The sequence below is a fragment of the Gordonibacter faecis genome (assembly GCF_030077735.1).
Taxonomy (GTDB): Bacteria; Actinomycetota; Coriobacteriia; order Coriobacteriales; family Eggerthellaceae; genus Gordonibacter; species Gordonibacter faecis.
The window spans coordinates 1-13,639 of sequence record NZ_JASJEU010000020.1 but is presented as its reverse complement, the minus strand read 5'-3'; the positions used below and the strand labels follow the sequence as shown (position 1 = coordinate 13,639).

Below are 13,639 nucleotides of genomic sequence, written 5' to 3'. Positions count from 1 at the left end.
GCAGCGCCCGCTGCGCCTGCGCCCCCCGCCTAGTTCGCAAGCGAACCCAACGCGCCCAACACCGCTTCGTGCTCGGCGCGCAAAGCCGGTAGGTGCGCGCGCCCCGCTTCAAGATCTCCCGCACGCAAGTCCTCACATGCCTTAGTTGCCGTGTTGTAGAGTGCGGCAAACGACAGGTTGCCCGCTACGCCCTTCAACGCATGTGCCTCGCTAAACGCCCGTTCGGTATCGTCAGCGGTAAGTGCCTCTTCTAAGGCGGCGAAGTGCGGGTCGTTCGCGTACTTCACCGCCAGGCGCGCATACAGCGCTTCGTTACCGCCGAACCGTTCAAGCGCGTCGGCGTAATCGATACCTGCTTCCTCAAGCGCGCACGTGCGCTCAGTCGTCATAGCCATAGTGTTCTACCTCCGGTTTTGTTTCTGTGGCCGCGCTACAAAGGCGGGCGGTTTCTCCGGGAGACATTGTAATCGTCTGCGCGCTCGCGTGGCAGTTCGTCATGCGGATGTTATCTGGGGAGGTGGCGGGCCGTGCACCACCGGCCGCAGCGCGCGGTATACTAAAAATCACGCAAGAGAAAGGAAGCTTCCATGACCACGAATCCCGATGAGGATTTCGTCCTCAAAACCGTCAAGAGCCGTGACGTGCACTTCGTCCGCTTTTGGTTCACCGACGTGCTGGGGACTATGAAATCGTTCGCGGTGGTGCCGGGGGAGTTGGAAGATGCCTTCGCTGACGGCATGGGGTTTGACGGCAGCTGCATCGAGGGCTTTTGCCGCACGCAGGAATCCGACATGCTGGCTTTCCCCGATGCCTCTACGTTCCAGGTGCTGCCGTGGCGCCCCGAGCACAACGCGGTGGCGCGCATGTTCTGCAGCATCCGCACGCCCGATGGCCAGCCGTTTGAGGGCGACCCGCGCCACGTGCTTGCACAAACCGTGGCGAAGGCGCGCGAGCGGGGCTACGTGTTTAACGTGGGCCCGGAGTTGGAGTTCTACTATTTTAAGGATGCGGAAGGTACCGAGGTGCTCGACCGCGGCGGCTACTTCGACCTTACGAGCCTCGATTACGCCTCTGACCTGCGCCGTGACACCGTGCTCACGCTGGAGAAAATGGGCATCCCCGTGGAGTACTCACACCACGAGAACGGCCCCTCGCAGCACGAGATTGACCTGCGCTTCACCGATGCGTTGTCCATGGCCGACGCCGTCATGACCTATAAATTAGTAGTAAAGGAAATTGCGCTCAAGCACGGCGTGTACGCCTCGTTCATGCCGAAGCCGCGCTCGGACGCGCCCGGCAGCGGCATGCACGTGCACCAAAGCCTGTTTGACCTAGAGGGCAACAACGCATTTTTCGACCCGAACGACCCGCAGGGCTACCGCCTGTCGAAGGTGGCGAAGCACTACATCGCGGGCATTTTGAAGTACGCGCCTGAATTCTGCGTGATCACAAACCAGTTCGTGAACTCCTACAAGCGCCTGATCTGCGGTGGGGAAGCACCCACCTACCTGTCGTGGGCCAGCCGCAACCGCTCCACGCTCGTGCGCATTCCGCGCTACCGGCCCGAGCGCGAGGACGCTTGCCGCATTGAGCTGCGCAGCCCGGACCCGGCGGCCAACCCCTATCTGGCCTTCGCCGTGATGCTGGCCGCGGGCCTCAAGGGCATCGAGGACGAACTGGAATTGCAGCCTCCCACGGAAGACCAGGACCTGTTCGCGCTCTCGCGGCAGGACTTGCGCCGCCAGGGCTTCCACACCCTTCCCGAAAGTCTGGGCGAAGCGGTGGAGTTGTTCGCCACGTCTGATCTCATGCGCGAGACGCTGGGCGAACACATCCACTCCTACCTGGTGAGCGCCAAGCGCGCCGAGTGGAACGAGTACCAGGGCAACGTGAGTTCTTGGGAGCGCGACCGCTACCTGGCGGTGCTGTAGCGATGACGGCGGAAGTGAGGGCGTGAGCGTGGGCGAGGCACTGATATGAGAAAAACCGTCATCTTTATTGCGGACAGTCTGGATAATGCGCACAAGTTCCAGCAGGTGCTCTCGACGTTTGATGCCGAGGTGTTCGCCGGTTCATCCCTCCAGTTCAAGAAGCTGCTTGCGCTTCATCCGGGCTGTGATCTGGTGGTATTCGAAGCGCGCAGCAGCACGTTCGAGCGCGTGGCCGAGGCAGAACCATTATTAGTAGAAGAGGGTGTCGGCGCGCTTTTGGCCATCGTAGACGAGGGTGATCTCGGCGAATTCCGCATGCCCGTGCAGGTGAAAAGCGATTTTGTGGTACACGGCGCCTCAGCGGATGAGTGTACGGCGCGCATCCGCAACCTGCTGTGGCCAGGAAGCGAAAGCGCCTCATCCGACGTGGTGACCGTGGACAGCCTCAGCATTAACCTGGCCACGTACCAGGTAGCGGTGGCTGGCGAGCCCCTCGACCTTACCTATTTAGAGTACGCGCTCCTGACGTTCCTTGCCACACACCCGGGCCGCACCTACTCCCGCGACGCGCTGCTGCGCCGCGTCTGGGGCTTCGACTACTACGGCGGCTCTCGCACCGTCGATGTCCACGTTCGGCGCATCCGCGCCAAACTAGGCCCCGACCTAGCCCACCACCTAGAAACCATCCGAGGCGTAGGCTACCTCTGGAGCGTGTAGGTCCAAGAGTCCGCAAGTTCCATTTCCCTCTCGGAGTCAAACTTTAATTGTGGTATAAAGTCTTTGGTGGTTCCGCAAGGAACTACTTCCAAGAGCCGGGGGTAGTCCCCCGGCAGTTTTTTCTCGGGGGGCAATGAGGGTACTCGGGTTGACCCCTCTTCTCCACAAGGTGCTGAGCGAGTTGTCCCGACTTGCCGGTTGATCTCTCCCGACGGGCAAGTCCTACCCGTCTCATATGATATTTTCAAGGAGAACCAAATAGCGAAAACGCAGCGGCGGGGTGGTGCGGTGCCCACCAAGCGAGTTCCGCACGAGCCAAAACGCCCAGTGGGCGTTTTGCGCGAGCCCAGGATTGTCCGAGCGACTGGGTACTGCACCACCCCGGCGCGGACCACCCCCATGGGTTATACTTGTTAACCTCACATCCAACGACGAAGGACGAGCTTTATGCCGAAGAAGATCGCCGTCATCGACGGCAACTCGCTCATGCACCGCGCCTATCATGCCGTGCCCCAAACCATGAACGCCCCCGACGGCCGCCCCACCAACGCGGTGTTCGGCTTCATGGCCATGCTGCTGAAATTCATCGACATTGCGGCCCCCGACGCTCTCATCTGCGCCTTCGACGCCGGGCGCCCCGAATTCCGCATGAAAGCCATCGAACAGTACAAGGCGCAGCGCCCGCCCATGGACGACGACCTTAAAGTGCAGTTCCCCATCATCGAAGAGCTGCTGGAAGCCATGGCCATACCCGTCGTGCGCATCAAGGGCTGGGAGGGCGACGACGTGCTGGGCACCATCGCCGCGCGCAACGAGGAACTGGGCTACGAAACGCTGCTCGTGACGGGCGACAAGGACGCCTATCAGCTGGCGAGCGACCTCACGCGCATTGTCACCACGAAGAAGGGTATCACCGACGTTGCCATTTACGGTCCGGAAGAGGTGAAGGAGCGCTACGGCATCACGCCTGCTCAGGTGCCCGATTACCTGGGCCTCAAGGGCGACGCCTCCGACAACATCCCCGGCGTGCCCGGCATCGGCGAGAAGACGGCCGCCAAGCTGCTACAAGCCTACGGCAACCTGGAGGGCCTCTACGAGCACACCGACGAACTCAAAGGCCGCCAAAAGGAGCGCATCGAAGAGAACAAGGATGCTGCCTTCGCCAGCCGCGAGGTGGCTACCATCGTGCGCGACGTGGAATTCCCGCTCGACTTGGAGGCGTGCAGCTTCCCGTCGTTCGACGCGGAAGTGGTGACCGAGGCCTTCTCGAAAGTGCAGTTCAACTCACACCTCAGCCGCGTGCTGAAACTGGTGGGCCGTGAACTGGAAAAGAAGCCGGCGCAGCTTTCCTGGGAGCCGGTTGTGCACGGGAGCGAAGCGAAGGCGCTCTTGGAAGCGGCCATGGGCCGCGACGAGACGGTGGGCGTGGCGTTTGCCGAGCCCGAGCAGGTGTCACTTTTCAACCCAAGCCTGTCGTGCGTGGTGAGCACGTCGGAGGGCACGGCGCTCTTCGAAGACGAGGAAGGCCTTGCTACTTTCGCGCGCATCGTGCGTGAAGGGTCGTTTGCGACGTTCGATGTCAAACAGGCACTCCACCGCATTTACCCGGCTGACACCACCGAGCCCGCGCTGGTGGACGACGCTGACGTGGTGAACGTGCGCGCCTTTGACCTGGGGTTGGCGGGCTACGTGCTGAACTCGTCGGTGACCGAGTACACCTACGACGCGCTACTTGATGTGTACTGCGGCGGCGTGCTTCCCGAGACGAAGACCGAGCGCGACCTGGCCGTAGTGCAGGCAGCGGCGGCGTACACACTCGTGGGCGCGCTCACCGAGGCCATCGAGCGCGACGGCAGTCATCGCGCCTATTTCGACATCGACCTGCCGCTGGTGGGCGTGCTTGCCGTTATGGAGCGCACGGGCACCGCGCTCGACTGTGAGCGCTTGGCTGAACTGGGCGAATCGACCCAAGCTGAACTTGACGAACTCAAGGTGCGCGTGATTGAGCTGGCGGGGGAGGAGTTCAACCTCGATTCCCCGAAGCAGCTCTCGCACATTCTCTTCGAAGTGCTGGGGCTCAAGCCGCTCAAGAAAAACCAGCGCGGCTACTCCACCGATGCCGGCGTGCTCAAGGAACTTGCGACCACCCACGAGTTGCCCGCCCTCGTCTTGCGCTACCGCGAGTTGGCGAAAATCAAGTCTACCTATATAGACGCACTGCCGCGCATGCGCGCCGAAGATGGTCGCGTGCACACGTGCTTCAATGAGACGGTGACCACAACGGGGCGTTTGTCCTCGTCCGACCCGAACCTGCAAAACATTCCTGTGCGCACCGAGTTCGGCCGCCAGATTCGCGAGTGCTTCGTGCCCATTGAGCCGGGCCACAAGTTCCTCTCGGCCGACTACTCGCAGATCGAGCTTCGCCTTCTGGCACACCTGTCGGGTGATGAGCACCTGGTGGCCGCGTTCTGCTCCGGTGCCGACTTCCACGCCGCAACGGCAAGCCGCGTGTTCGGCATCCCGGTGGAAGACGTTACGCCCGAGCTGCGCAGCCGCGCAAAGGCTGTGAACTTCGGCATTGTGTACGGCCAGCAGGCGTTCGGCCTGTCGCAGAGCCTGGGCATTCCGTTCTCCGAGGCCAAGGAGATGATCGATCGCTACTTCGCGGCGTATCCCGGCGTGCGCGCGTACCTGGATGACACCATTGAGCAGGCGAAAGAGAAGGGCTATGCCGAAACAATGTTTGGCCGCAAGCGCCACATTCCGGAGTTGCGTGCCGGCAACGCCAACCAGCGCGGCTTCGGCGAGCGCACGGCTATGAACCACCCCATGCAGGGCAGCGCCGCCGACGTTATCAAGCTGGCGATGGCCGAGGTGCAGCGCCGCCTCATGGCCGAAGGCTTCAAGGCGCGCCTCCTTCTACAGGTGCACGACGAGCTGGACTTCAGCGTGCCGGAGGAAGAGATTGAGCCTTTGTCCGCCATGGTGAAAGAGGTCATGGAGAACATCGTTGAACTACGAGTTCCCCTTGACGTAGATGTCTCCTATGGCAGCACCTGGGCAGAATCCCACTAAAGGTGATGGCGACCTCGCGGCTTCGTGGACTTTGAAGGACCTGTGAGGTCGTCAAAAAAACCTTACCACGCCGCCGTGTGTGGCCATATTATCTGGTATCATATGAACGTTGCGCTCTGTGGAGGCGTAACAAGGAAAAGAGTGCGATGATACGCGGAGATTGTGCATATGACCTTATTGACTTGCTACGATCACGCTGCTAAGCTATCGCCTTGCGTTTATTTCATTCAAGGAGACACTCATGTACGCAATTGTTAAAACGGGCGGCAAACAGTACAAGGTTGCCCCAGGTGACATCCTCAGCATTGAGAAGCTCGCTGTCGAGCCGGGTGCTAAGGTTGAACTTGAAGCCATCTGCATTGTCGATGGCGACAAGGTGGAGGCTGACCCTGCGAAGGCTGCTGCTACCAAGGTCACGGCTGTGGTTCTTGACCAGTTCAAGGGCGAGAAGCAGCTCGTGTTCAAGTTTAAGAAGCGCAAGAACTACAAGAAGCTGCGTGGCCATCGCCAGCAGTTGACGCGCGTCCAGATTGAGTCGGTCGGCTCCGCCAAGGCGGAGAAGAAGGCCGCCCCGAAAAAGGCCGCCAAAGTTGAAAAGTCCGCGTCCGAAGACGCTGAGTAGAAGCAAGGGAGGGAATTCTCATGGCACACAAGAAGGGCCTCGGTTCCAGCCGTAACGGCCGCGACTCCCACGCACAGCGACTTGGCGTGAAACTGTTCGCCGGCCAGACCGTGAAGACGGGCAACGTCATCGTTCGTCAGCGTGGTACGCACTTCCATCCGGGCGAGAACGTCGGCCGCGGCAAGGACGACACGCTGTTCGCCCTGTGCGACGGCACGCTGGAGTTCACGCGTGGCGTCAAGCGTAAGGTTCACGTGCGTCCGGAGGCGTAAGAACGCCCCTCGGCTCCACGACTGCGTAACGTTATCTGTTTTCGCGTGCCCCCTGTTCGCCAGGGGGCACTTTTCATATACAATCGGCAACGTCACACACGCATCGACGCGCAGCCGACGCCTCGGCGCGGCGTGCGGGATATCAGAGGTTCAAGTGTTCATCGATAAAGTACGCATACACGTGAAAGGTGGCGACGGCGGCGCAGGGTGCATGTCGTTTCGCCGCGAGGCGCACGTTCCGAAGGGCGGCCCCGATGGCGGCGACGGCGGCCACGGCGGCAACGTGGTGGTTGAGGCTGACGCCAGTCTTTCCTCGCTTATTGAGTATCGCTTCAAGCACCATTTCAAGGCCACGCGCGGCACACACGGCAAGGGTAGCCGCATGCATGGCGCCACGGGCGACGATCTTGTGCTGAAGGTGCCGGTGGGTACCGTGGTGCGCGAGTATTTCGAAGAGTCCAAGGAAACGGGCGAACTCATTGCTGATCTTACGCACGACGGTGAGCGCGTGGTGGTGGCCTGCGGCGGCATGGGTGGGCGCGGCAACATCCACTTCGTCACGCCTACCCGGCGCGCACCGGCGTTCGCTGAGCTGGGAGAACCGGCCCAGGAGGGCTGGATTGAACTTGAGATGAAACTTATGGCGGACGCGGCGCTCGTGGGTATGCCGAGCGCGGGCAAGTCGTCGCTCATCTCGAAGATCAGCGCCGCGCGCCCCAAAATTGCCGACTACCCCTTCACCACGCTGGTGCCGAATTTGGGCGTGGCGCGCTCGGGCGACTACAGCTTTGTGGTGGCCGACATTCCCGGCCTCATTGAGGGCGCGCACGAGGGACGCGGGCTCGGTCACGAGTTCTTGCGCCACATCGAACGTACGGCGCTCATTGTGCACGTGGTGGACTTGACCGGCGATTATGAGGGTCGCGATCCGCTGGAAGATTACGACATTATCAACCGCGAGCTGGCGCTGTACGCCGACGAGCTGGCGGCGCGCCCGCGCATTGTGGTGGCGAACAAGATTGATGTCGAAGGCACCGAAGAGGTGGCCGAACAGCTGGCCGCCCGCGTGCGCGCGGACTCCCTGGCGGCAGCTGGTGGCGACGAGTTTGCCCCCAGCCCCATCGACCCGAAGCTCTACCGCATCAGTGCGCTCACGGGCGAAGGCGTGGAGGCTCTCAAGGCTGCCATCGCCACTAAGGTGCACGAGTTGCGCGAAGCGGCACGTGCGGAAGCGGCGGCCGACGTGCAGTACGATCACGTGTGGGAGCACAAGCGCGAGGCGCGCGACAAGCGCTTCCAGGTAATCAACCAGGGCGGCGGCGTGTTTCGCGTGGTGGGTCCGCAGGTGGAGCGCATGGTGGTGCAGACCGACTGGGAGAACGGGGAAGCGGTTGCGTTTTTGCAGCACCGTTTGAAGCGCCTCGGCGTTGAGCAGGCGCTTGAGCGCGCCGGCGCCGTAGACGGGGACGAGATTCGCATTGTCGGGCGCGCGTTCGACTTTGAGTCGGCGCGCACGGCGGAGGATATGTTTAAGGAGCTAGACCTGTGAGTGGCAAGGGGAAAGCGCAGGTGGAAGGCGAGCGTACGCGGCGTCTGGTGGTGAAGATTGGTTCCTCCACGCTCACCACGTCGGAGAGTTCCATCGACTACGCCTATTTGCAGACGCTTGCCGACCAGATTGCGCGTGTGCGTGAGGCCGGCTGGCAGCCCGTCATTGTGACGTCGGCCGCTATCGCCTGTGGCTTGGAGGCGCTTGGTATTAGCAAGCGCCCCTCCGACATGCCGAGCCTTCAGGCGGCGGCTTCGGTGGGGCAGAGTGCGCTGGCCACTGCGTACGCCGAGGTGTTCGCGCGCCACGGCATTGTGACGTCAACGGTGCTGCTCACGCGCCGCGACACGGCCGATCGCCAGGCGTATCTCCACGCGCGTGACACGCTGTTGCGCCTGTTGGAGCTGGGCGTGGTGCCCATCGTGAACGAGAACGACACGGTGTCGGTCGAGCAGATTCGCTTCGGCGACAACGACACGCTGGCCGCTTTGGCTGCCTGCCTGATCGATGCCGATCTGATGGTTATATTGTCGGACATCGACGGGCTGTACGACGCGAACCCGCACTTCAACCCCGAGGCGCGCCTGATCGGCCGCGTGGAGTCCATCGGCCCCGACATCATGGCCGTGGCCGGCGAGGCGGGCACCACGGTGGGCTCGGGCGGCATGATCACGAAGATCAAGGCGGCACGCGTGCTCATGGTGGCAGGCATCCCCTTGGTCATTTGCCATGGACGGCGGGCTGATGCCGTGGTGGATGCGGCGGCGGGCGAGGGCGTGGGCACCTTGTTTGTAGCCGCGAAGAAGCCGCACGAAATCACGCCGAAGAAGCTGTGGATTGCGCTTGGCGATGCGGCGCGTGGCGCGCTGGTGGTGGATGACGGAGCGAAGGCGGCGCTCATCGAGCGCGGCAGTTCGCTTCTGTCGGTGGGTGTGCGCGCGGTCGACGGACGCTTCGAGGCGGGCGACATCGTGGATATTAAAGATGGCACCGGGCACCTGTTCGCACGCGGTCGCGCCGCGTTCGCGAGCGACGAGGCCGCCCTCGCCATCGGCCGCACTCGCTCGCAACTCCAAGCAAACCGCCTGCTTGAGAGCCTGGCCGAAAAGCCGATTGTCCACCGCGACGAGTTGATAGTGTTTGAGTAGGAAAGGGTGTGGGCACGATGGGCGAACAGGAGGCACGCGCTGAGGTGCGTCGCATTGCAGAGGCGGCTCGCGCGGCTAGCGGGGCGCTTGGCCAGACGACGCGCGCCGAGCGCGACGGGGCGCTGCGGGCGATGGCGGCGGCACTGCGCGCGCATGCGGGCGACATTGTGGCGGCGAACGAGGTCGATATGGAGGCCGCCCGCGCCGCAGGCACGAAGGAAAGCCTGCTTGACCGCCTCATGCTCAACGTGAGTCGCGTCGATGCCATGGCCACGGCACTTGAGGAACTAGCCGAACTGCCCGACCCCTTGGGGTTGGTGCAGGAGGCACGCACGCTGGACAACGGCATTGAGCTGTCGCGTGTGAGCGTGCCCCTGGGCGTGGTGGCCGTGGTGTACGAGGCGCGCCCGAACGTGACGGCCGACGCGGCCGGTATCTGCCTGAAATCGGGCAATGCGGCGGTGCTGCGCGGCGGCAGCATGGCGGCGCACTCAAACCAAACAATAGCGGAGGTGCTGCACGACGCGGCCGTGGCGGCAGGTTTGCCCGCGGGCTGCATTGGCCTGGTGGCATCAACCGACCGCGCTGCTGCTGATGAGTTGATGCAGTTGCACGGGACAATTGACGTGCTCATTCCGCGCGGCGGGGCAGGCCTCATTCGCCACTGTGTGGAATGCTCAAAGGTGCCGGTCATCGAAACGGGTACGGGCAACTGCCACGTGTACGTGCACGCCTCGGCCGACCTGGAGAAGGCACGTGCCATCATCGTGAATGCGAAGTGCCGTCGCCTTGGTGTGTGCAACGCCGCCGAGACGCTGCTGGTGGATGCGGCCGTGGCTGAGGCGTTTCTTCCCGCGGCGCTGGCTGAGTTGGCCGAACGCGGTATCACATTGCATGCCGACGAACGCGCGGCTGCGGTGGCCGCGGCGCACGGCATTGCCACTGTGCCCGCAACCGAAGATGACTGGGCGACCGAGTATCTCGCGCCCGATTTGGCCATGCATGTGGTGGACGGCGTCGATGAGGCCATCGAGCACGTGAACCGCTACGGCACGAAGCACTCCGAGGCCATCGTGGCTGAGGATGCGGCCGCCTGTGAGGCCTTCCTCGCGCGCGTTGACGCGGCGGCGGTGTATGCGAACGTTTCCACGGCATTCACTGATGGCGGGCAGTTCGGCCTCGGCGCCGAAATTGGTATTTCCACGCAGAAGCTGCACGCGCGCGGGCCGTTTGCGCTGGCGGCGCTCACGTCGTACAAGTACGTGCTGCGCGGCTCGGGGCAGGTGCGTCCGTAGTGGCGAAGATCTGCGAGCGCTTCGATGACCTGGGGCGCGACGGAAAGCCCGCCCGCCTGGGCATCATGGGCGGCACGTTTGACCCCATCCACATTGGGCACTTGGCCACGGCCGAGCAGGCGCGCGAGGCGTATGACCTGGATGCGGTCGTGTTCGTGCCGGCCGGCAACCCGGTGTTCAAGAAGGATCGCGCAGTCACGCCAGCGGCCGACCGCTTGGCCATGTGTCGCTTGGCCGTAGCAAGCAACCCCTCGTTTTGCGTAAGCGCCATGGAGATAGAGCGCGGCGGCGACACCTACACGGTGGACACGCTGCGCGAGCTGCGCGCGCACTACCCGGACAACGTGGAGCTATTCTTCATCACGGGCGCCGACGCCGTGGCTCACATTGTGAAGTGGCGCGAAAGTGCCGCCATTGCGGACTTGGCGCGGCTTATTGCCGTCACGCGCCCGGGCTACGCGCTCACCGACGAGCGGCGACGCGCCATTGAAGACGAGGGCAGCTTCGACGTGTCCTATTTGGAAGTGACGGCGCTCGCCGTGTCCTCGAGCGATCTGCGCGAGCGCGTGGCCGCGGGTAAATCCATTCGCTACCTGGTCATGCAGCGGGTGCTGGACTACGTGCTTGAACACGGGTTGTATAGCGGCGCCGGTGACGCGAGTGCACGGAAGGAGACGCTATGAGTACCTGTGACGCGCACGATGCGCTTTCCGATACCTTCTTCAAAGCCCGAAAGGCTGAACTTGAGGGGCGCTTGAAGCCCGCGCGCTTTTCCCATGCGCTGGGCGTGATGCATGCAGCGCAGGAACTCGCGCGCACCTACGGCGTTGACGAGCGCATGGCGCGCTTGGCGGGGCTCTTGCACGATTGGGATAAAAACTACGATGACGAGGGCATACGCCAGCGCGCTGAGGAATTGGGCCTGGTGGTAAACCCGTACGTGTTCCAGGATATGCCCCGCCTTCTGCATGGGCCGACGGCCGCCGCAGCGCTTGCGCGCGAGTTTCCGTCGCTGCCGCGCGAGGTGGTACAAGCCATTGACAGGCACACGGCGGGCGCGCCGAACATGACGGACCTCGACATGATAGTCTATGTGGCCGACGCGCTGGAACCCGGGCGCGACTACCCGGGCATTCAGGCGCTGCGCGAGTTGGTGGGGCGCGTTCCGCTTGAGGAACTGTTCCTCAAAACGTTTCAGCATGTGCTGTTAAACTTGGTTGAGCGCTGCAAAAACATTCATCCACAAACCCTCGAGGTCTGGAACTTTTACGTTGACCGGGCGCGCGAGCGCGTGTCCGCGACAAAATGCAAGAAGGAAGGAAAAGCGTGAGCGAATTGAACAAGAAGCAGGACGAGGTAACCTCTCGCGAGCGCGCCCTCATTGCGGCGCGTGCTGCCGACGAAAAGAAGGCGACCGACATCATGGTGCAGGAGGTGCGCGATCTCATTGGCGTGACGGACTACTTCGTCATTGCCACAGCGGCGAACAACCGACAGGTTGAGGCTATCGTCGACGAGATTGAGGACGCTGAGCGCGAGCAGGCGCACGTGAAGCCTCTGCATCGCGAAGGGACGCAGGATGGAACCTGGTCGCTGCTTGATTATGGCGACATCGTGGTACATGTGTTTCAGCCGGAGACTCGTGAGTATTATCGACTTGAGGCCCTCTGGAACGATGCGCCGATTATTGACTTGGCGGCTGAGGGGATTTCGGACGTGGAGTACTCTGATAGGATTGCTAAGCTTATTGGACGCGAAGGGTAAGTTGCTGGCTTCTACCTGATTCAACCTGGGGGACGACGGCTGGTGGAGGTGCCCAGTCGCTCGGCAGTCCTGAGCTCGCACGAAAGCGCCACTGGCGCTTTCGGCTCGTGCGGAACTCGCTTTGTGGACACCTCCGCCAGCCGTCTGCTTGGCGTCAAAAATCTTTTTGGGGAAGAGGTGCGCCGCCTCCGGCGGCGCCGCTCCGCTTTGCGAGAGGTGTGGTCGAGGCCTTTACGTTGATGGTACGCTCTTTCTTGTCCTACTCGCTACCATACCGAGAGGGGTCGGGGCGCTTCGCTGCCGACCCCTCTTGTCATCCTATGCTCACCCTCCTGATCACGACGAAGGCTTGCTTCCGCAAAAGGTGACGTGCTAACGCGCTATCTAATACGCCAAGACATCCCCTATCATTATGACGCGGGCATACTACCGAAACAAATATAACCTATTTGGTAACCTTAGTAGGGGCGCTTCACGAAGCGCCCTCTCCGCCGCAGGCGGAGAACGCAGGTCAAGCTAGCTTTCATTTATTGGCGTCCACCAGGTACGTTAACCCTCGTAGGGATGCTCTCCAGAGCATCCGTTCGCGCGAAGCGCGAAAACAAGGACACCGATTGTATTCTCCGCCTTCGGCGGAGCGGATGCTCTGGAGAGCATCCCTACAAAGGTAACCGAACAGATAAGGTTAACCTTATCTGCATATGCCCGCGTCATAAAGCATAGGAACATGTGGATGTCTTGGCGTAATCAGTAGCGCGTAAGCGCGTCACACAATGCAGAGAAAGCGCTGTGTAGGGCGAGGGCGGGGGTCCGTGAAATTCCCCTCTGCACGTGGTGGAGTCTGGATTGGCAGAGATCGCCGTTTAGGTACGGATTTGTCCGGAGTCCTCCTGAGAAACCCCAGGTCAGTTTTTCGCAATGTCAGTGAAGTCCTGAATTCGGGCGAAAATCCGTACATAAACAGACATTTGTGCCATTTTCAGTGACTTTCTTTGTTTGAGGTGGGAGACGGGGGTGGTGGGTAAGCAGATAGGGCTGTTAGTTGTGGAGAAAGTGTGGAGGTGGGGAGGTATTGGGGAAGGGGTTTGTTGTGGGGTGGGGGATATGTTCTACCTGCGGGAATGGGGGGTTGGGGGTATGGAATCTGCCAGCGATGGGGGAGATGGGCCGCTCTTCACAAACTCCCTGCGCGTGCTACCATGCCGAGCATATCCCGCACTTGCGGGGTACGTGCATCGGGAAATGCACTCAGCTTTTGAGTAAAGG

Annotated in this window: 12 protein-coding genes; 11 read left to right on the top strand and 1 reads right to left on the bottom strand. The window is 62.0% G+C overall.

Annotation, left to right across the window (positions count from 1 at the left end):
- Positions 1–29: 29 nt before the first annotated feature.
- Entirely contained in the window at positions 30–395 is a 366-nt protein-coding gene (locus QNJ86_RS10020) for an Hpt domain-containing protein (RefSeq protein WP_283832481.1), read from the bottom strand.
- 192 nt (positions 396–587) lie between these two features.
- Between QNJ86_RS10020 and QNJ86_RS10015 the strand changes: the two genes are divergently transcribed.
- From QNJ86_RS10015 to rsfS, 11 genes are all read left to right on the top strand, one after another.
- Positions 588–1,931 carry a glutamine synthetase family protein gene (locus QNJ86_RS10015; RefSeq protein ID WP_283832480.1) on the top strand — a complete coding sequence of 448 codons (1,344 nt, stop codon included), beginning with the start codon at positions 588–590 and terminating at the stop codon, positions 1,929–1,931.
- 45 nt (positions 1,932–1,976) lie between these two features.
- Positions 1,977–2,648 carry a winged helix-turn-helix domain-containing protein gene (locus QNJ86_RS10010; RefSeq protein ID WP_283832479.1) on the top strand — a complete coding sequence of 224 codons (672 nt, stop codon included), beginning with the start codon at positions 1,977–1,979 and terminating at the stop codon, positions 2,646–2,648.
- A 447-nt stretch (positions 2,649–3,095) separates the two neighbouring features.
- Positions 3,096–5,723: a DNA polymerase I gene (polA, locus tag QNJ86_RS10005; protein ID WP_283832478.1), complete on the top strand. Its 2,628-nt coding sequence runs from the start codon at positions 3,096–3,098 to the stop codon at positions 5,721–5,723.
- A gap of 241 nt (positions 5,724–5,964) precedes the next feature.
- The gene (rplU, locus tag QNJ86_RS10000) at positions 5,965–6,345 is read left to right on the top strand and encodes a 50S ribosomal protein L21 (protein WP_283832477.1); all 381 of its coding nucleotides are present in this window, start codon (positions 5,965–5,967) and stop codon (positions 6,343–6,345) included.
- A gap of 20 nt (positions 6,346–6,365) precedes the next feature.
- On the top strand, positions 6,366–6,617 hold the full coding sequence (gene rpmA / locus QNJ86_RS09995; RefSeq protein WP_283832476.1) for a 50S ribosomal protein L27: 252 nt from the start codon (positions 6,366–6,368) through the stop codon (positions 6,615–6,617).
- Positions 6,618–6,771: 154 nt separating this feature from the next.
- On the top strand, positions 6,772–8,166 hold the full coding sequence (gene obgE, locus QNJ86_RS09990; protein WP_283832475.1) for a GTPase ObgE: 1,395 nt from the start codon (positions 6,772–6,774) through the stop codon (positions 8,164–8,166).
- Positions 8,163–9,314, top strand: coding sequence for a glutamate 5-kinase (proB, locus tag QNJ86_RS09985; RefSeq protein WP_283832474.1), 1,152 nt, complete (start codon positions 8,163–8,165; stop codon positions 9,312–9,314). Before obgE ends, proB begins: the two co-directional genes overlap by 4 nt.
- A 17-nt stretch (positions 9,315–9,331) precedes the next feature.
- Positions 9,332–10,609: a glutamate-5-semialdehyde dehydrogenase gene (locus tag QNJ86_RS09980; protein ID WP_283832473.1), complete on the top strand. Its 1,278-nt coding sequence runs from the start codon at positions 9,332–9,334 to the stop codon at positions 10,607–10,609.
- On the top strand, positions 10,609–11,292 hold the full coding sequence (gene nadD / locus QNJ86_RS09975) for a nicotinate-nucleotide adenylyltransferase (RefSeq protein ID WP_283832472.1): 684 nt from the start codon (positions 10,609–10,611) through the stop codon (positions 11,290–11,292). Before QNJ86_RS09980 ends, nadD begins: the two co-directional genes overlap by 1 nt.
- A complete protein-coding gene (gene yqeK, locus QNJ86_RS09970) occupies positions 11,289–11,939 on the top strand; it encodes a bis(5'-nucleosyl)-tetraphosphatase (symmetrical) YqeK (protein WP_283832471.1) in 651 nt (216 codons plus the stop codon). The genes nadD and yqeK overlap by 4 nt, the downstream gene beginning before the upstream one ends.
- A complete protein-coding gene (rsfS, locus tag QNJ86_RS09965; protein ID WP_420052733.1) occupies positions 11,936–12,373 on the top strand; it encodes a ribosome silencing factor in 438 nt (145 codons plus the stop codon). Before yqeK ends, rsfS begins: the two co-directional genes overlap by 4 nt.
- Positions 12,374–13,639: the final 1,266 nt, after the last annotated feature.